General features: G+C 71.0%; 13 protein-coding genes. 3 read left to right on the forward strand and 10 right to left on the reverse strand.

The features are described from left to right. The first annotated feature begins 100 nt into the window (after positions 1 to 100). From U1T56_RS00515 to U1T56_RS00525, 3 genes are all read left to right on the forward strand, one after another. Positions 101 to 1,729 carry a GMC family oxidoreductase gene (locus U1T56_RS00515; RefSeq protein WP_418157470.1) on the forward strand — a complete coding sequence of 543 codons (1,629 nt, stop codon included), beginning with the start codon at positions 101 to 103 and terminating at the stop codon, positions 1,727 to 1,729. Between the two features lie 103 nt (positions 1,730 to 1,832). Continuing rightward, a complete protein-coding gene (locus tag U1T56_RS00520; protein ID WP_418157471.1) occupies positions 1,833 to 2,420 on the forward strand; it encodes a hypothetical protein in 588 nt (195 codons plus the stop codon). A 187-nt stretch (positions 2,421 to 2,607) separates the two neighbouring features. Next, positions 2,608 to 3,486, forward strand: coding sequence for a class I SAM-dependent methyltransferase (locus U1T56_RS00525; protein WP_418157472.1), 879 nt, complete (start codon positions 2,608 to 2,610; stop codon positions 3,484 to 3,486). Between the two features lie 42 nt (positions 3,487 to 3,528). Here the strand turns inward: U1T56_RS00525 and U1T56_RS00530 are convergent, their stop codons facing one another. From U1T56_RS00530 to U1T56_RS00575, 10 genes are all read right to left on the reverse strand, one after another. Then, positions 3,529 to 4,974 (reverse strand): hypothetical protein, encoded by a 1,446-nt coding sequence (locus U1T56_RS00530; protein ID WP_418157473.1) that lies wholly within the window; start codon positions 4,972 to 4,974, stop codon positions 3,529 to 3,531. Next, positions 4,971 to 5,876 (reverse strand): alpha/beta fold hydrolase, encoded by a 906-nt coding sequence (locus tag U1T56_RS00535; RefSeq protein WP_418157474.1) that lies wholly within the window; start codon positions 5,874 to 5,876, stop codon positions 4,971 to 4,973. The genes U1T56_RS00530 and U1T56_RS00535 overlap by 4 nt, the downstream gene beginning before the upstream one ends. 336 nt (positions 5,877 to 6,212) lie before the next feature. Beyond that, the gene (locus U1T56_RS00540) at positions 6,213 to 7,679 is read right to left on the reverse strand and encodes an FG-GAP repeat domain-containing protein (RefSeq protein WP_418157475.1); all 1,467 of its coding nucleotides are present in this window, start codon (positions 7,677 to 7,679) and stop codon (positions 6,213 to 6,215) included. Between the two features lie 261 nt (positions 7,680 to 7,940). Continuing rightward, positions 7,941 to 8,627 carry a lysozyme inhibitor LprI family protein gene (locus tag U1T56_RS00545; RefSeq protein WP_418157476.1) on the reverse strand — a complete coding sequence of 229 codons (687 nt, stop codon included), beginning with the start codon at positions 8,625 to 8,627 and terminating at the stop codon, positions 7,941 to 7,943. A 65-nt stretch (positions 8,628 to 8,692) separates the two neighbouring features. Then, positions 8,693 to 9,505 (reverse strand): RNA methyltransferase, encoded by an 813-nt coding sequence (locus U1T56_RS00550; protein ID WP_418157477.1) that lies wholly within the window; start codon positions 9,503 to 9,505, stop codon positions 8,693 to 8,695. Next, positions 9,502 to 11,100: a citramalate synthase gene (gene cimA, locus U1T56_RS00555; protein ID WP_418157478.1), complete on the reverse strand. Its 1,599-nt coding sequence runs from the start codon at positions 11,098 to 11,100 to the stop codon at positions 9,502 to 9,504. The genes U1T56_RS00550 and cimA overlap by 4 nt, the downstream gene beginning before the upstream one ends. Before the next feature lie 18 nt (positions 11,101 to 11,118). Then, the gene (gene cysS, locus U1T56_RS00560) at positions 11,119 to 12,474 is read right to left on the reverse strand and encodes a cysteine--tRNA ligase (protein WP_418157828.1); all 1,356 of its coding nucleotides are present in this window, start codon (positions 12,472 to 12,474) and stop codon (positions 11,119 to 11,121) included. A gap of 32 nt (positions 12,475 to 12,506) precedes the next feature. Then, entirely contained in the window at positions 12,507 to 13,847 is a 1,341-nt protein-coding gene (gene gltX / locus U1T56_RS00565; RefSeq protein ID WP_418157479.1) for a glutamate--tRNA ligase, read from the reverse strand. A gap of 137 nt (positions 13,848 to 13,984) precedes the next feature. Next, positions 13,985 to 16,138 (reverse strand): GumC family protein, encoded by a 2,154-nt coding sequence (locus tag U1T56_RS00570; protein WP_418157480.1) that lies wholly within the window; start codon positions 16,136 to 16,138, stop codon positions 13,985 to 13,987. A gap of 60 nt (positions 16,139 to 16,198) precedes the next feature. Beyond that, positions 16,199 to 18,373, reverse strand: coding sequence for a ComEC/Rec2 family competence protein (locus U1T56_RS00575; protein ID WP_418157481.1), 2,175 nt, complete (start codon positions 18,371 to 18,373; stop codon positions 16,199 to 16,201). Positions 18,374 to 18,402 lie beyond the last annotated feature (29 nt).

Here is an 18,402-nt window from a genome sequence, read left to right on the forward strand (position 1 = left end):
CGCGGCCGCCCCGCTTGCACCGCTGCCGCGGGCGTGACAGCATCGCGCCGTCGAGGCGCCGGAGCGGACCGGCGCCCGCGATGGAGGCAGCGAGAGGCTCATGACCGAGGCGGTCGGTACGTTCGATTACATCGTCGTCGGGGCCGGCACCGCCGGCTGCGTGCTCGCCAACCGCCTCTCGGCCGACCCTGGCACGCGCGTACTCCTGCTCGAGGCCGGCGGGCGCGACCGCTATTTCTGGATCCACATCCCGGTCGGCTATCTCTACACCATGAACAACCCGCGCACGGACTGGTGCTTCGTCACCGAGCCCGAGCCGGGTCTGAATGGCCGCGCTCTCAACTACCCGCGCGGCAAAGTGCTCGGTGGCTGCTCCGCCATCAACGGCATGATCTACATGCGCGGCCAGGCCGCCGACTACGACCACTGGCGCCAGCTCGGCAACCGGGGCTGGGGCTGGGACGACGTTCTCCCCTACTTCAAGCGCTCCGAGGACCGCTGGTCCGGTGCGGACGAGTTCCACGGGAGCGGCGGCGAGTGGCGCATCGAGCTGCCCCGTGTCCAATGGGAGATCCTCGACGCCTTCCGCGAGGCCGCGGCCGAGTGCGGCATCCCGAAGGTGGACGACTTCAACCGCGGCGACAACGAGGGCTGCGGCTATTTCGAGGTGACGCAGAAGAAAGGCGTGCGCTGGACCACCGCCAAGGCATTCTTGCGCCCCGCCGCCGGCCGCCCCAACCTGCTGGTCCTCACCGGCGCCCACGCACATCGCCTTCTCGTCAAGGAGAGCCGCTGCATCGGGGTCGAGTTCGCGATCGCGGGCGAGCGCAAGACGGCCGCCGCGAGCGCCGAGGTGATCCTCGCCACCGGCGCCATCGGCTCGCCCCAGCTTCTCCAGCTCTCCGGCATCGGCCCCGGCGATCTTCTCCGGGCGCACGGTATCCCGGTCCGTCACGAGCTGCCGGGTGTCGGCGAGAACCTGCAGGACCACCTGCAGCTCCGCCTCGTCTACAAGGTCAAGAACACGCCGACCCTCAACGAGCGCGCCCGCTCGCTCCTGGGCCGCGCCGGCATGGCCTGGGAATACGCCCTGTTCCGCCGCGGGCCGATGACGGCAGCCCCCTCGCAGCTCGGCGCCTTCGCGAAGAGCGATCCGAGCTTCGCCACCGCCAACCTGGAATACCACATCCAGCCCTTGAGTCTCGACAAGTTCGGCGACGAACTCCATCCCTTCCCGGCCTTCACGGCCTCGGTCTGCAACCTGCGCCCCACGAGCCGCGGCCATGTCCGGATCAAGGCCCCGGATGCCGCCGTCCATCCCTCGATCCGCCCGAACTATCTCGGCACCGACGAGGACCGCCGCGTCGCCGTGGACGCCATCCGCCTCACCCGCCGGATCGTCGCCGCGAAGGCGCTCGCCCGCTTCGCGCCCGAGGAGTACCGCCCCGGTCCCGCGCTCCAGAGCGAGCAGGAGCTGGTCAAGGCCGCGGGCGACATCGGCACCACGATCTTCCACCCCGTCGGCACCTGCAAGATGGGTCCGGCCGCGGACCGGACCGCCGTGGTCGACGATCGCCTGCGCGTCCACGGGTTCGAGGGCCTGCGCGTCGCCGACGCCTCGATCATGCCGACGATCACCTCCGGCAACACGAACGCGCCCGTCATCATGATCGCCGAGAAGGCGGCCGACATGATCCGGGAGGACGCGAAGCTGCGCCGCGCCGCCTGAGGTCCGGCGAGCGAAAAGCCTGCCGGTGCGGTTGAGCGACGGCTAGGCCTGTCACCCGAGACGGCGTACACTCTCCGCGAACCTCGGCTGCGGGGAGGCGATCATGGAAGTCGGGCTGTTCGTTCTCGGTCTCCTGCTCGGCATCGGCCTTGCCATGTATCTGCAGGACCGCAGCCGCCGGGACGAGGCGCAGGCGCAGGACACCGTCCATGCGGCACAAGCGAAGCAGCTCCAGAGCGAGCTCAAGGACGCCGACGCCGCGCTCACCGAGACCCGCGACCGGCTGATCGCCCTGCAGATGGAGCACAAGGCGCTCGAGCAGCGCACGCTGCCGCTCGAGGCCGACCTCGCCCAAGCCAAGCGCGCCGCCCAGCAGGCCCTCGAGATGGAAGCGAAGCAGCGCGAGGCCGCGCGGGCGCTCCGGGAGCAGGTGACCCGCCTCGAACGCGAGCTCGCGCAGGCGCGTGCGGCAGCCTCCTCCGCCCAGCCGCCAGCGGCGGTCGCAGCCTCGGCCGCCGCCACGGCCGCTCCGTCCGAGCCCGAGTCCGCCGCGCCCCGGATCGATGCGACCGCGATCGAGCCTCCGGCCTCGGCGGCGCCGGCTGCAGTCGCCGAGCCGACCCCGGGTGTCGCGGCGAAGCCCAAGGCGGCTGCCGGCGGGAAGCGCCGCAGCGGTCGCGGCAAGCCATGAGGCGCTGCCCACGTCTCCCGCTGCGCGCGGCCGGTCCTTCGGGGGCGCTGCCAGAGCCGGACGACAGGCGCCCGTCGGCGGGTGGATCTTGCCGCCCGTTCCGGCGTGGCCTCCGCTCGGCCTGCCAGCCGCCGGCACGAGACGGAAGACCACCTCGCGGAACGGAATGCGCCTCATGAAGGGCACGATGCAGAACACGTGGGAGGATCTGATCTCCCTCAACTCGCAACGAACGCTCGAGAGCGCTGCGCTCGGTCCCGTGAACGCCTATCTCGGCCAGGACGATGGTCAGGTCGCCTGGGACACCGACCTCTATCCTTGCCAGGACGCCATCGAGCGCGATCCGTTCCCCCTTCCCGCAGCATCCGACCGGGAGGGATATTATGGCGACAACCACTTCCATTACTGGGCCTCGGGGCTGCGCGACCTGTCGCAGATGGTCCGCTGGGCCCGGGCGCACGGTCAGGAGCTCGGCAGCCTGCTCGACATCGGCTGCGCCAGCGGCCGCCTCTTGCGGCACATGCGTCTGCAGCTCGGCTCCCCGACCGTGCTGGGCTGCGACATCAACCGGCTGCACGTCGACTGGTGCTGCCGGCATCTGCCGCCCGGGATCACCGTCTTCCAGAACACCGCCGTGCCCCATCTCCCCATCCCCGACGCCTCCCTCGATCTCGTGTCGGCCTTCTCGATCTTCACCCACGTCGAGAGCTTCGACACGACCTGGCTGATGGAGATCAGACGGATCCTGCGGCCGGGCGGGGTAGCGTGGCTGACGGTGCACAGCAATCGCACCTGGCGCGAGCTGACGCCCGACTGGCCCCTCTTCCCTGCTGTCGCGCAGCACCCCGATTACGCGGCGTACCGCGGCGCCAAGGAGCTGCCGCAGGAGCGGCTGGTGTTCCGGTGGCACGCCGACCGGTCCTATAGCGCCAACGTCTTCTACAGCGAGAGCTACATCAAGAACAACTGGGGCAGGATCATGGAAGTCGTGGACATGTTTCCGGCACTTCCGCCCTATCAGGACATCGTGGTCCTGCGCGCACCGAGGGCGGCAGAACGGGCGTGAGCGGCGATCGTCGGGGGCGGGCGCACCGACGGTTGGCGGGAGTTAGTCCGCGCGCGTCGGTGCTCGTCGCGCCGCCGGACACCGCCCTTCCGGGCCGTCGCTCGCGTCGACCTGCACGCCACGCCGCCCGGCGAGCGCGCGCAGGAGCGCCTCGAACCGGTCCGGGGCGAGTGGCTGCGGTGGATCCTGCTCGGCGCCGAGCCGATCCAGATCGCGGTGGAAGCGGACGAAGGTGGCGAAGTCCCGCGGGTAGCGGGCCTCGTCCACACCGAGAAACAGACCGCGCCGGCGTGCCCGGCCGAGGAGCGCGCGCCACGTCTCGATCGGGGTGACACCGACGCCTTCCGTGCCGTGCGAGAACAGCATCTGGCCGATCTCGTCGAAAGCGGGCCCCTCGTCGAGCCAGCGGCGCAGGCTCCTGGCCGAAGGCTCGGTGTTGAAGAGGAGCCACAAGGGAACCAGCCGTCGCTGTAGGGCCGCGAGCGGCGCCATCAGCACGAAGCTCTCGACGAGCAGGCGCGACGGCTCGAGACCGAGTGCGCGATACCACGACCGGTACAGATCGGCCGCGAGCAGGCTCATGTCCTCGCCGTCCCCGAAGCGCAGCCGCACGAGGCGCCAGCCGTGCCCTGCTGCCAGCGCCTCGAGATCCGCAAGCAGCGCCGGCTCGAAGCCCCACTCCGCTTCGGGCGCCTCTCCGTCCGGTGCCGGCGGATCCCAGCGCTCGCGGTGCACGCCGTAACGCGCGAGGTAGGCCCGCACACGCGGGCCGCCCGTGAAGTATTCCTCGACCGTAGCTCCGCCGACCGCGCCGAACTGGAAACTGCAGCGCTCGGCCGTCCGGGTCACGGGCCAGCTCGTGCCGCACTCGACCACGTAGAGCGTCGCCCCCGGCGTCAGCGAGCGCTCGAGCAGGCGGCGATAGGCGGGCGGCAGCCGGCGGAACTTGAGGCGATGATACGCCATGGTGTGTAGCATCAGCCGGTCCTGGTTCGGATCGTGCATATGATGCACCGACACCTCGGGGTTGCCGGCGGCCAGCGCCTCGGCCACCGGCAGGCCGTCCTCGAGCGCCCGCTTCGGGTCGTCGGGATCGAGGCCGATCCGGCGGATCGGGCAGAGATAGGTCTGCGGCAGCCAGGGGCAGCCCAGCGCCGCGGCGAGGTGGACGATGCCGCCGTTGGACGAGCCGACGAAAGCCGCAGGGTAGTGCCGCTCGGGAAAGAGCCCCGCGATCCAGGCGGCGATCGCCTCGGCCCGCATTTCGGCCGCACGCTGGCGCGGCACCGCCTCGCCGAGAGCGCCGAGCGCATAGGCGACATCGCGCACCCGCTCCGGCAAGTGGTTGGCGAGTGGCATCAGCCGGTCGAGCAGAGGCGACTGGCTCGGACTGTCGAACGGCTGGCCCTGCAGGCAGAGTGCCAGAGCCTGCACCATGCCCGCGGCCGAATCGAAGCGGGCGATCCCCTGCGGCGGGTGCGTGTTCATGCCGGCACTCTCCCGGCGAGCGGCGCTGGTTCACCGGTCGGCAGGAGAAAGGCCTCGATCAGCGCGGCGAGCCGTTCGGGTTCGGTATAGTTCAGGGTATGGGTGCCACCCTCGATCACGGCGAGCGTGCCGTCCGGCAGCAGCCGGGCGACCTTTTCCGCCCAAGGCGGCGGCGTCACCGGATCACGGCTGCCGGCGACGACCAGGGTGGGTGCGCCGATGCGCGGGAGCTTGTCCTCGATCCGGTCCCGGATCATTGCCCGCATCGTGGCGACGGCGCGCGGCAGACCCGCCTTGGCGTAGTCGATCCGCGACAGGCGACCGAGAGCGGCCGGCTCGCGGCGGCCGTTGCGCAAGGCACGCCAGATCTGGACCCAGAGGCTGCGCGCGGCCGCGTCCATGGTGGGGCCCTGCAGGACCAGCCGGTCCACGGCTTCGGGATGGCGCGCCGCCAGCTCGGCGATGATCTGGCAGCCGAAGGAGTTGCCGACCAGCGCTGCCGGTAGCAGCCCGAGTGCTCGCATCCAGGCAAGGAGTGCTCGGGCCAGTTCCGGCACGTCCAGCGGCCTCGCCGGCTTGCTGCTTTCGCCGAAGCCGGGGAGGTCCGGGGCGTAGACGGGAAAGTCCGGTGCCAGGGCGCGCGCCAGCGGGACCATGTAGCGGCTCGAGACGACGAGCCCGTGCACCAGCACGACCGGCACCCGGCCGGGCGGCGCCGGCCGGGTCGAGACGCGGGCGAAGATCTCGTGTCCGCCCACCGGCGTGCGCAGGCTGCCGAGGCCGGTCCGCCGCGTCTCCGGCGTCTCCGCCGGTGTCCGCTTCAGCCGCATCCAGGCGATCGCCGCCGCAGCCGTGCTTCCGGCTGCCAGCAGGAGAATGGCAAGCGCCGCTATTCCCCGCATGCCGGCTACCCTGCTCGGGTCCGGCGCCGAGCGATGGCCTACAGGCGCATGGAGCGGCCGGCGCGATCCCTCCGCCATGGACACCTCGCTGGCGGTCGAACGAGCGCGCCGGCGACGAGCCTGCTGCGGCATCACCCGGCGCGTCCGGCCGCTCAACCTCCATCGCCGGGGGATGTTCCTCGCTGACACACCGGCCATGTCCGAGGTGCTGCCACACATCGGCGTGAACGTCTTTCGGCTCGGAGCGAATGTCCCCCCATGTGATCGGCCGCGCGCCCCGTGCGCGCAGCCGATCCGAGGGCCGATGTTATCGGCAGCGCAGGCGATGCGGCCGCATCACGGTGCCAGCGCGACGGGCACGGTGCTCCATCCCGGATCCTGGCGCACCAGCGCGAGGTCGGTCCGGCGATCGCCGTTGAAGTCGCCGGTCACCACCTCCACCCCGCTCTCGGTGGCCCAACCGGCGAAGCTGCCGGCCGGTCGATTCTCGATGTTGAACCCGCTCCCGGTCGAGAGCGCCACGGGTATGGTGTTCCAGCCCGGATCCTGGCGCACCAGCGCGATATCCGTGCGACGGTCGCCGTTGAAGTCGCCGGTCACCACCTGGACTCCGCTCTCGGTGGCCCAACTCGCGAAGGCACCGACGAACGGATTCAGGACGTTGAATCCGGTGCCGGTCGACAGCGCCAGCGGGATGGTGTTCCAGCCCGCATCCTGGCGCACCAGCGCGAGGTCGGTGCGACCGTCGCCGTCGAAATCGCCGGTCAGCACCTGCACCCCGCTTTCCGTCGCCCAGCCGGCAAAGGCACCGACGGACGGGTTCAGGATGTTGAACCCGGTGCCGGTCGACAGCGCCAGGGGCACGGTGGCCCAGCCGGCATCCTGGCGCACCAGCGCGATGTCGGTGCGACGATCGCCATCGAAATCGCCGGTCAGGACCTGGACCCCGCTTTCCGTCGCCCAGCCGGCGAAGGGGCCGACCGCGGGATTGAGAATGCTGAAGCCGCCGCCGATGGAAAGTGCCAGGGGCACGGTGGCCCAGCCGGCATCCTGGCGCACCAGCGCGACGTCGGTACGACGGTCGCCGTTGAAGTCGCCGGTCAGGACCTGGACCCCGCTTTCCGTCGCCCAGCCGGCGAAGGAACCGATCGGGTAGTTGCGGATGCGGAAACCGAAGTTGGTGGAGAGCGCCACCGGCAAGGTGCTCCAGCCGGCATCCTGGCGGATCAGGGCGACATCGGTGAGGCCGTCGCGGTTGAAGTCGCCGGTCAGGACCTGCACCCCGCTCTCGGTCGCCCAGCCGGCGAACAGGCTGATCATGCGGTTCTGGACGAGAAAGCTGGCACTGGTCGCCAACGCCACCGGCAAGGTGCTCCAACCCGGCTCCAGGCGGATCAGCCCGAGATCCGTGCGGCGGTCGCGGTTGAAGTTGCCGGTCAGCACCTCCACCCCGCTCTCGGTCGCCCAGGTCGGGAAGAGGCCGGCGGAGCGGTTCTGAATGATCCAGGCCGGCTGACTGTGCGCCTCCTGCGCGAACGCGAGGCAGCCGATACCCAGCGCCGCAGCCAGCAGCAGCGAACGCGACCACCGCTCCGGGCTGCAGCCGGACGCGATCCTGCCGCAGAAACGAGACGTCGCCTCGAGCATGATCCGGAACTCCTCTCGCTGGCTCGGACCTTCTGCACCGGACCGTTCGAGGCAGAATCGCTCGGCTGCATGGAACTTGCGGGCGGCTGCGGGCCGCTCATACCCGGCGCAGAGGGTGCGGCATCCATACCAACCTGCCAGCACGGAATCCGGCATGCGCTGCCGGTTCCCTGCCACCGCAATGGGATGGACCGCTATGCGATAAGCAACCGCATCTGCTTTCAAGAATGTAACACTGGAGCATTATGATATGGCATTTGTCAAGACTGACCGGCCATATCGTAAGTTTGGCCGAGAAACGAACCAGGCCGATAAAAAGATCGGGCCCTATAAAGCCGCACGGCCTGGAGCAAGACCTCCCGTCCGTGGTGAAGTTGGAAGCAGCGCGAACGAACGTCCGTCCTTCCCCGACCGCTTCTACCCCCCGAGCTCCCGCACCCGCGCACGGGTGAGCTCGACGCGGCAGGCGGCGGCGAGGTCGGGGCTGTCGGCCGGGGCGGATTCCTGCCGGCGGGTGCATTCGGCGTCGCGGTAGACTCGCCAGGCACCGATCGAAGTGGCGACGGGTTCGTCGACATCCGCACGGGGCGCGCCGGACCGGGTGCTGCGGGCACGGGCGACGGCACGTGCTTCGGCCTCGGCCAGCGCACGCTCGGCCTTGTGGAGAAGGTCGTCGAGGCAGGCAGCGGTCGAGCCACCGCCCGCGGGCCTGGCGCACTCGGCGAGCGCAGCGCCACCGTTCACGGTCTCGACGTCGACGAACAGCGCCCGGCCGTCGGGGCCGATCAGGCACCAATAGCGCAGATCGGCGATGGCCGTGCCGGTGCGGGCAGTACCCTGACCCGAGACCACCATGGCAAGCGGCTGGCTGCCGACATAGGTTGAGCGGCGCTCGATGCGGCTGGAAGCGGCAGGGTCGAGAACGACCGACCGGAACGAAGGATCGCGCGCGCGCAGCGCCAGGGCGGCGGGCGCCTCGCAGGCCCGGATCGCGGTCTCGGGGCTGAGGTTGACGGCGCCACCCCCGGTCGGGGCGCAGGCGGCGAGCGACAGGAACAAGCCCATGAGCAGGAGGGCTGCCGGGTGCCTGACGATGGGTGGCATGGCGGTCTCGTCTCCGCCCGCGCGAGCGCAGGCCGGGAACTCTCGTCCAGGGAAGGGAGAGCCGTTCAGCTCGGGGTTGCCGGCCCCTTCTGCCGCGCGCGGCGGCCGCCGACAAGGTCCTTGATGATGCCGCGCATGAGGTGGATCTCGGGCGTGGTCCAGCCGCGGCGCTCGATCATGACCGAGATGGCCCGGATCAGGCTCGCCCGGCGCTGGTCGGTGCGGAAGAAGTCGACCGCGTCCAGCTCGCGCACGAGATGCTCGAGCAGGCCCGCGACCTCGGCCTTGGTGGCGGGCGGGACCTCGGCGGCGGGTGCGGCGGCGGGAGCCGGGACCGGATGGTCCGCGGCGTGCGCGCGCCGGAACCAGGCATAGCCCATCAGCAGCACGGCCTGGGCGAGGTTCAAGGAGGCGAAGGCCGGGTTGACCGGAAAGGAGACGAGCGCGTCGGCCAGGAGCAGCTCGTCGTTGGTGAGCCCGGTGCGCTCGGGGCCGAAGACGAGGCCGACCCGCCTGCCCTCCGTGACGAGCTGCAGCGCTTCGGCCGCGGCCGCCTCGCCGTCCACGACCGGCTTCTTGAGCTCGCGCGGGCGGGCGGTGGTGGCGAAGGTGTGGTGCAGGTCGGCGGTGGCGGCGACGAGGTCGGGATAGATCTCGAGCCGGTTCAGGATCTCGACCGCACCCGAGGCCGCCGCCACCGCCTTGGCGTTGGGCCAGCCGCATTGCGGGGCAACGAGCCGGAGTTCGGTCAGGCCGAAGTTCAGCATGGCGCGGGCGGCGCTGCCGATGTTCTCGCCCATCTGCGTGCGGCAGAGGATGACGACGGGTCCGGGCGGCAGGGCCTCGACGTCGCCCCGCCTCTTGCCTTCGAGCTTCATGCGCCTGGCGCTCGTGCGCGGTCCACGTAGAGCTTCCAGATGATGGCGTCGTGGAGCGCATTGTAGGAGGCGTCGATGATGTTGCCCGAGACACCCACGGTCTGCCAGACGCGGCCTTCGGCGTCGCCGCTCTCGATGATCACACGGGTGACGGCGGCGGTGCCCTTCTCGGGGGTGAGGATACGGACCTTGTAGTCGACGAGCTGCATGGTCTCGAGCGTGGGATAGGTCTCGGCGAGCGCCTGACGGAGCGCGTGGTCGAGCGCGTTCACGGGGCCGTTGCCGTCGGCCACCGTGTAGTAGTTCCGGCCGCCGACCGCGACCTTGATCGTGGCCTCCGAGGTGGTGACGAGCTCGCCCCTGGCGTTGAAGCGGCGCTCGTCGATGACCCGGAAGCTGACGAGGTCGAAATAGTGCGGCACCTGGCCGAGCGTGCTCCTGACCAGAAGCTCGAAGCTCGCCGTCGCACCGTCGTAGGCCCAGCCGCGGGCCTCGCGGTCCTTGATGACGGCGAGGAGCTCTGCCGTCTGCTCCGGGTCGGGATCGACGTCGAGCCCCATCTCCGCGAAGCGGAACAGGAGGTTCGAGCGCCCGGCCTGGTCCGAGACCAGGATGTCGCGGCTGTTGCCGACGAGTGCCGGATCGATGTGCTCGTAGAAGCAAGGGCTCTTGGCGACGGCCGAGGCGTGGAGGCCGGCTTTGTGGGCGAAAGCCGAGGCACCCACATAGGCCGCATGCCGGTTCGGCGTGCGGTTGAGGCGCTCGTCGAAGGTGCGCGAGAGGTGGGTGAGGTGGCGCAGCGCCTCGTCGGTGACGCCGATCTCGTAGCCGAGCTTGAGCTTGAGCGTGGGGATCAGGCTCACGAGGTTGGCGTTGCCGCAGCGCTCGCCGAGGCCGTTGAGGGTGCCCTGGATCTGGCGCGCACCGGCGCGAACGGCGGCGAGGCTGTTCGCGACCGCGTTCTCGGTGTCGTTGTGGGTGTGGATGCCGAGCCGCTCGCCCGGGATGCGCTGTGCCACCTTCGCCACGATGGTCTCGACCTCGTGCGGGAGCGTGCCGCCGTTGGTGTCGCACAAGACGATCCAGCGGGCACCGGCCTCCAGCGCCGCCTCGAGGCAGGCGAGCGCGTAGCCGGGATCGTCCTTGAAGCCGTCGAAGAAGTGCTCGGCGTCGAACATCGCCTCTTCCGCGTGCCGCAGGGCCTCGCGGATGGAATCGGCGATCATGGCGAGGTTCTCCTCGCGCGTGACTCCCAGCGCCCCTTCGGCCTGCCGGGCCGAGCTCTTGCCGACCAGGGTGATGACCGGGGTGCGGGCCTGGAACAGCGTGACGAGGCCGGGGTCGTTGGCGGCGCTGCGGCCGGAGCGGCGGGTCATGCCGAAGGCGCACAAGCGGGCGCGGCGCAAGGTCGGCGGGCTCGCGAAGAACGCTTCGTCGGTCGGGTTGGCGCCGGGCCAGCCGCCCTCGATGTAATCGATGCCGAGATCATCCAGCTCCTTGGCGATGCGGAGCTTGTCGGCCGCGCCGAAATCGACGCCCTGGGTCTGGGCGCCGTCGCGAAGGGTGGTGTCGTAGAGCCAGATGCGCTCGGCCATGATCCGCTGCCGTTGAGCTTACGCGCGCCGCCAGGTGGTGCCTTGCGGATTGTCCTCGAGAATGATGCCTTGTGCCAGCAGCTCGGCCCGGATCGCATCCGCACGGGCGAAGTCCTTCGCCTTGCGCGCGGCCTGCCGCTCGACGATCAGGGCTTCGATGCGGGCCGGCTCGAGGCCCTCACCGCCCTTGAGCCACGCCTCGGGCTCGCTTGCGAGCAGACCCAGAAGGCCGGCCGAGGCGCGCAGGCGCGAAGCCAGCGCCGGGTCGCCCGTGCGGTTGAGCTCGTTCAGAAGCTCGTGGAGCACGGCGAGCGCCTTGGGCGTGTTGAGATCGTCGGCCAGCGCCTCGACCAGGGCCGGATCGGGCTCGCCCGCAGAAGCCGGCACCCGGGCGAGAGCACTGTAGAAGCGGTTCAGCGCGCGCTTGGCCTCGGCCAGCGCCTCCTCGGTATAGTCGATCGGCTGACGGTAGTGGGTGCCGAGCATCCACCAGCGCACCGCCTCGCCCGGCACGGCCGCCAGCGTCTCGGCAACGCGCACCACGTTGCCGACCGACTTCGCCATCTTCTCGCCGCGCATGTCGACGAAGCCGTTGTGCAGCCAGAAGCGGGCCATGGTGTCGAGGCCGCGGGCACAGCAGCTCTGCGCGATCTCGTTCTCGTGGTGCGGGAAGATGAGGTCGAGCCCGCCGCCGTGAATGTCGAACGGGAGCGGGCCCAGGAAGTGCTCGCTCATGGCCGAGCATTCGATGTGCCAGCCGGGCCGGCCGCGGCCCCAGGGGCTGTCCCAGCCGGGAAGATCGGGAGGGCTCGGCTTCCACAGGACGAAGTCGGCCGGATCGCGCTTGTAGGGTGCCACCTCGACCCGCGCCCCGGCGATCTGGTCCTCGCGCTCTCGGCCGGAGAGGCGGCCGTAAGCAGGCATGGAAGGCACGTGGAACAGGACGTGACCTTCGGCCGCGTAGGCGTGGCCCTTCGCGATCAGCGTCTCGATGAGCGCGATCATGTCCGTGACATGCTCGGTGGCGCGGGGCTCGAAGGTCGGCGGCAGGCAGCCCAGGGCCGCTACGTCCTCGTGGAACTGGGCAGCGGTGCGCTCGGTGAGCGAGCGGATGGTCTCGCCGTTCTTTCTCGCCTGATCGATGATCTTGTCGTCGATGTCCGTGATGTTGCGGACGTAAGTGACGTGGCCGGCGCCGTAGACGTGGCGGAGCAGGCGGAACAGCACGTCGAAGACGATGAGTGGCCGCGCGTTGCCGATGTGGATGCGCTGGTAGACGGTGGGGCCGCAGACATAGACGCGCACGCGCGCGGGATCGACCGGCACGAAGAGCTCTTTCGTGCGCGAGAGCGTGTTGTGCAATCGAAGCTGCACCTCGGTCACGTCCGAACCGTCCCGCTGGATCGCTAAGCCGTCTCGCCGCGCAGCCGGTGCCATGCCCGGTCACGGCCGAGGAGCGGTAGCAGATGTTTCAGCTCGGGTCCATGCTCGCGGGCGGTGAGCGCCAGACGTAGGGGCCGGAACAGCGCTTTGCCCTTCCTGCCGGTGCGGACCTTGAGCGCGTCGATCCAGGCCGTGAACGCGGCTTCGTCGCCCACGTCCTGCGGCAGGAGCTCGGCCGCAGCCGCGAGCAGCTCCGGGTCGGCGATCACGGGCCGAAGCGGCCGCGTGCAGACCTCCCACCAGTCCCTGGCGTCCTCGAGCCGGTCGAGATTGCCGCGCACGGCGCACCAGAAGGCCTCGTCCGCGCGATCCAGGCCGAGTGCGGCGAGCCTGGACGCCACGGCCGCGAACGGCAGGTGGTGGAGGACGGCCTTCGAGAAGCGCGGCAGGTCGTCGACGACGAGTTTGGGTGCGGCACGGCCATAGGCCTCGAGCGAGAAGCGGGCGACGAGGTCGCTCATCCCGAGCGCCGGGTCGGCGGCTTCGGCCGTGCCGAGTGCGGCCAGCGTCAGGACGATCGCCATGGGCTCGATCCCCTGCTCGCGCAAGGCGCGCAGGCTCAGAGCACCCAGGCGCTTGGAGAAGCTGCGCCCCGCGGCGTCGCTGATCAGCGGGAGATGAGCGAAGGCAGGCGGCTCTTCGCCCAGCGCTGCCCAAATGGCGAGCTGGAGCACCGTGTTCGTGACGTGATCCTCGCCGCGGATGACGTGGCTCACGGAAAGATCGGCATCGTCGACCGCCGAGGCGAAGAGATAGGTGGCGGAGCCGTCCGCCCGACGCAGCACGGGATCGCTCAGGCTCGCGGTCGGAAAGCGGCGGGGGCCCAGGAGCAGATCGCCGAAGCCGATCTCGCCTTCCGGCAGCAGAAGGCGCCAGTGCGGACGGCGGCCTTCGGCCTCGAGGCGGGCGCGGTCCGTCGGGGAGAGGGCGAGCGCACGGCGGTCGTAGCGCGGCGGCTGGCCCGCGGCGCGCTGGCGCTCACGGAGCGCCGCGAGCTCCTCCTGGGTCTCGTAGCACGGATAGACCCGCCCCTCGGCCACGAGCCGCGCGAAGGCCGCTTCGTAGAGCGCCGTCCGGTCGGACTGGCGGACCTCCTGCTGCCAGGAGAGACCGAGCCAAGTCAGGTCCTCGCGGATCGCGGCCTCGAACCGGGCTTCCGAGCGCTCGACGTCGGTGTCGTCGATCCGCAGGATCAGACGTCCGCCCTCCTTCTGCGCGAACAGCCAGTTGACCACGGCGATGCGGGCATTGCCGAGATGGAGATAGCCCGTGGGGCTGGGCGCGAAGCGGACGACGGGAGGCATCGGGCGGAGCAGTTCGCGAAGCGGCCGGCAGGATCGCCCGTGACTAACTCTCTGCCCCGCCCGCTTGCAAGCCAGGAATGCCGTCACCCTGCCCGGGCATCGCGGGCCGGAAGAGACCGGCCGCTCGCGGCCGGCCCTCAGTCCCGATAGTAGCCACCGAGCCGGGCGGCCGCGACTCCGGCATCATGCGCCGCGGATCGGGCGTGGCGACGCTGGTCGGTCTGGGTCAGGACGACGCCCGCCGGCTTGGCGCCGATGTCGATCAGGCTCTGCAGGCAGGCGCGGCAGAACTCGCGCCTCGTGTCGGCGTAGCGGACGACGAGGAGCACGGCGTCGACCAGGTCCGCGATCAGCTTCGGGTCGGCGACCGCGACCAGGGGCGCGCTGTCGATCAGGACGAGATCGAAATTGGGCCGCAGACCCATGAGCAGCGCTCCGAGCCCCTCGGGGCCGAGGAGGCGGGTCGGCTGGCTCAGGCGCTGGCTGCCGGGCAGAAGGCGCACGGGCGCCTTCGGGTCGACGGCGGCGACCTCGGCCAAGGGCACCTCGCGGCGCAGCACCTCGACCAGGCCCGCACCCGCCTTCAGGCCGGCGAGCGCGTGCAGGGAGGGCTTGCGCAGGTCCGCGTCGATCGCGAGCACCCTGAGGCCCTCGGCGGCGGCGGCACGGGCGAGGCTCAAGACGAGGGTGGACTTGCCCTCGCGCGGCAGTGACGAGGTGACGAGGACGACCTTCCCGCCCGCGCCGGCGGGACGGCGCAGGAGCGGCGAGGCCAGGAGCTCGCGCAGCGCTTCGGCGTAGCGCGAGCGCGGCCGCTCCAGGAGGTAATCCTGCGGCGGCAGCCCGCTCCGGCGGGTGTCGAGCTTCGGCACCAGGGCCAGGACCGGGAGGCCCAGCACCTCCTCGACGTCGCGCGCGGAGCGGAAGCCCCGCTCGCCCGCCTCGGCCAGGTACATGGCGGCGATGCCCAAGAGCAGGCCGCCGGTGAGCGAGAGCGAGAGGACGAGCTTCGGCTTCGGGAAGCTCGGCTCGGTGGGTGCCACCGCCTCGGAGATCAGCCTCGCATCGGGCGCGCGGATCGTCTCCGGCACCTCCTCGGCCGAGGCGCGGGCGAGATGGTCCTCGTAGAGGCGGCGGTCGAGCTCGACCGCGCGCTCGAGCTCCCGGATGCGCTGAACCGCCTGCTCGCGCTGCAGCGCTTTGCTCTTCAGCTCCTCGAGCTGTCTGGCGAGCGCTCGCTCCTTCGCCCGCGAGCGGTCCACCTCGCCCTCGAACTGGCGCAGCAGGGCTTGGCGCTCCTGCTGCAGGCGGGCCTCGAGCTTCGCCTTCTCCGCCCGGATATCGACGATCTTGGGATGGCGCTCGCCGTACTGGGCCGCGAGCTCGGCCTCGCGCCGGAGAAGATCCGCCTTGAGCGCCGTCAGATGGTCGAGGAGCGGCGAGCTGCCGAGCTCGCCGAGCGTGGAGACCGGCCCGTCGCCGGCGACGAGGCGGCGCAGGCGGTCGAGCACGGCTTCCTTGCCGGCACGTTCGGCCGTGACGGCGACGAGCTGACCGTTCAAGCCCGCGATCTCGCCGGGATCGGCCGCGAAGCCCTCGCCGAGCACGGGCCCGCTCGCGGCGCGAAAGCGCGCGAGCTCGGCCTCGGACGCATCGAGCCGCCCCTTCAGGGCCGCAAGGCGCTCCTGGAGCCAGCCGGACTGGCGCCGGCTCGCGTCGAATTTGCGCGAGAGCTGGCCCACCATGTAGAGCTCGGCGAGCTTGTTCGCGACTTCGGCGGCCCGCACAGGATCCCCGGAGCGATAGGCGATCTTGATGACGTGACTCTTGCCCTCCCGCTTGACGGCGAGGCGGTCGAGGAACCGGCCGACGAGATCGCCGTGCGCTGCGGCATCGGACGTCGTCTCGCCCAGCAGGAGGCGGAGGAGGCCGGCTCGTGGCCGTGCCGTCAGATCCGGATCCGTCTCGAGGTGGAGCTGGGCGATGACCTGGCGCGCGAGCGAGCGCGAGGTCAGGATTTCGACCTGGCTGTCGACCGAGGCGCTATCCAGGGTGTCGCTGGCCGAGGCCACGGTCGGGCCGCCGCGCCCGGCCCGGTCGGGCTCGATGATCAGGAGGGCCTGCGCGACATAGACCGGGGATACGAGCGCCACCACGCCGATTCCGCCGAGACCGCCCAGGAGCAGCCCGACCAGCAGCAGCCACCGGCGGCGGTGGACGAGCTGCAGCAGCTCGAGAAGCGAAAGCTCGCCATCCGCGCGCGGTCCCGCCGAGAGCGATGAGGGTGCCAAGGGCTCGCGTCCTGCCGTCGTCCAGGAAGACCGAAGCCTTATAATAGATGCAATTTTATTCTATTCAACTTTTGCGTTCAAAAGCGCTCGTGATGGCACCCACGGCCAGCGGCCGCGGCGCGCGGCTACCGTCTCGACCACGAGCTCCTCATCGCTACGAACGACGGCGATCCCGCCGGATGCGGCCAACGCCTTCGGGCCGATCAGCGCTCCTCCTCGCCCGCAGCGCTCGGGCCCGACCCGGGCGACGACGAGATCGACCCGGCCGCAGTCCTCGAACGCGGCCTCGGGTCGGCGGGCGAGTGCTACGCGCCTTCCGGCGAGCTCGACGGTGCAGCCGAACGGATCGCAGGCGATGCCGCGCTCGGCGCCGGCGACGGGAGTCGGCAGCGCCTCGGCGACCCCGAGATGCCTGAGCCAGGTGGCACGGACGAGCCGGTCGCGGTCCCATTCGATCATGGTGACGGCGCCGTCGGCGTGGCGGATCGCGGCCATGTTGAGCGAGCCGTCGACGAGGAGGTCCGGAGGGCGGCTCGTGAGCACGAGGACGGCCGCGGCCAGGCAGGGCAGCAGCCCCAGCCACCGCCAGCGCTGCTGCCAGAGGGCGAGCCAGAGGCCACCGCCCGCGAGCAGGGCCAGGGCCTCGGGCGGCCAGGCGTGCACGAGGAGGGAAGCGCCGGGCATGGCGGCAACGGCCCGCGCGGTCAAAAGGACACCTTCTACACCTCCGGTCATCAGCGCGAACAGAGGCTGGTCCCACCCGCAGGGGACGAGCGCCAGGCCCAGAAGCCCGGCCGGCATGACGAGAAAGCTCGTCAGCGGCACGGCGACGAGATTGGCGAGCACGCCATAGGTGGGAATGGTCTGGAAATGGAAGGCCGCGAACGGCGTCGTCGCCGCGCTGGCGACGAGCGTGGTCAGCAGGATGCCACCGAGATAGCGCCAGACGACGGCGAAGCGCCGAGGCTCCCGGTCGCCCGATCGTGGCCGCCGGCTCAGGCCCTCGTAGGCGACGACGAGGGCAAGAACGGCGGCGAACGAGAGCTGGAACGACGCGCCCAGCACGCTCTCGGGAGCGAGCACCAGGACGACCAGCGCCGACCAGGCGAGCAGCCGCAGCGAGAACGGATCGCGGTCGGCCACGATCGCGACCAGCGCCACGGCGGACATCAGGAACGAGCGCTGGGTGGGCACGCTGGCCCCGGTGAGCAGCAGGTAGAAGAAGGCCGCCGGCAGGGCCAGGAGGGCGGCGATCTTCTTGACCGGAAAACGGAGTGCCACGGCCGGAATCAGGGCGAGCAGCCAGCGGCAGGCCGTGAACACGGTGCCGGCCACGAGCGCCATGTGCAGGCCCGAGACCGAGAGCAGATGGGCGAGGCCCGAGACCTGCATCGCCCGCCAGGTCTCTTGATCGATCCCGGCCGTGATCCCGACCATGATGGCGGCAGCGACCGCACCGGCGGGACCGGGGTTGCTCGCCACGATGCGGTCGGCAATCGCGGCGCGCAGCCCGGCCACGATCAGCATCGGTCCGCTCGTGTGACCGGGGAGCCGCTCGGCGGCACCGAGCGCGAAGCCGATGGCACCCAGCCGCTCGAACCAGGCCTGCCGCGCGAAGTCGAAGGCGCCGGGCAAGACAGGAGCCAGCGGTGGCTGCAGCCGGGCGCGGAGCCGGATCCGCTCGCCGGGCATCAGGCCTTCGGGTGCCCGGCGCAGGCTCACCCTGACGGTGGCGGGCGTGCGCTCGGGCAGGACACCTTCGAGCCGGACCTGGTCGAGAAGCACACGGACGCCGCGAGGCAGCGGCGCGAGGTCGGCGATCCGACCCTCGACCACGACCGTGCGCGCCTTCCCGAGGACCGGGGCAGCGACGGCGTGCAGCCGGACCTGCGCCAGCGCCGCACCGAACAGGGTCGCCGCCACGCCGATGAACAGCGCCTCGCGGGCACCCACCGGTGCCGGCCAAGCGCGGCAGGCGAGGATCAGCAGGCCGAGGCCGAGAAGGGTGGCGAGCCAGCCCGTCCAGAGCGGGGGCTCGCCCGGCAGGGCGAAGAAGCAGACTATCCCGGCGCCGACCAGGACCGGCAGCCAGAGCAGCCAGCGCGAGCGCTCCTGCTCCAGGAGCCCGATGAGCTCCTCGAGGCTCGCGCGCACCGGGTGCAGGAGCCGCCAGGGACGTCGCCCGCCCGCGACGCTGCCGATCACCGATACGGGGTGGTCGAGCCTTTGCTGCACCGCATGCCGACTTGTGCTACAGGACCGGC

This window comes from Benzoatithermus flavus, from assembly GCF_037908215.1.
Classification (GTDB): domain Bacteria; phylum Pseudomonadota; class Alphaproteobacteria; order Geminicoccales; family Geminicoccaceae; genus Benzoatithermus; species Benzoatithermus flavus.

Bases quoted from the DNA above. Each gene is read 5' to 3' on its own strand.
- cimA (WP_418157478.1), bottom strand. From the start codon at position 11,100: ATGGCCGAGCGCATCTGGCTCTACGACACCACCCTTCGCGACGGCGCC.
- gltX (WP_418157479.1), bottom strand. From the start codon at position 13,847: ATGCCTCCCGTCGTCCGCTTCGCGCCCAGCCCCACGGGCTATCTCCAT.
- U1T56_RS00530 (WP_418157473.1), bottom strand. From the start codon at position 4,974: ATGAACACGCACCCGCCGCAGGGGATCGCCCGCTTCGATTCGGCCGCG.
- U1T56_RS00535 (WP_418157474.1), bottom strand. From the start codon at position 5,876: ATGCGGGGAATAGCGGCGCTTGCCATTCTCCTGCTGGCAGCCGGAAGC.
- U1T56_RS00540 (WP_418157475.1), bottom strand. From the start codon at position 7,679: ATGCCGGATTCCGTGCTGGCAGGTTGGTATGGATGCCGCACCCTCTGC.
- U1T56_RS00515 (WP_418157470.1), top strand. From the start codon at position 101: ATGACCGAGGCGGTCGGTACGTTCGATTACATCGTCGTCGGGGCCGGC.
- U1T56_RS00550 (WP_418157477.1), bottom strand. From the start codon at position 9,505: ATGAAGCTCGAAGGCAAGAGGCGGGGCGACGTCGAGGCCCTGCCGCCC.
- U1T56_RS00545 (WP_418157476.1), bottom strand. From the start codon at position 8,627: ATGCCACCCATCGTCAGGCACCCGGCAGCCCTCCTGCTCATGGGCTTG.
- U1T56_RS00520 (WP_418157471.1), top strand. From the start codon at position 1,833: ATGGAAGTCGGGCTGTTCGTTCTCGGTCTCCTGCTCGGCATCGGCCTT.
- U1T56_RS00525 (WP_418157472.1), top strand. From the start codon at position 2,608: ATGCAGAACACGTGGGAGGATCTGATCTCCCTCAACTCGCAACGAACG.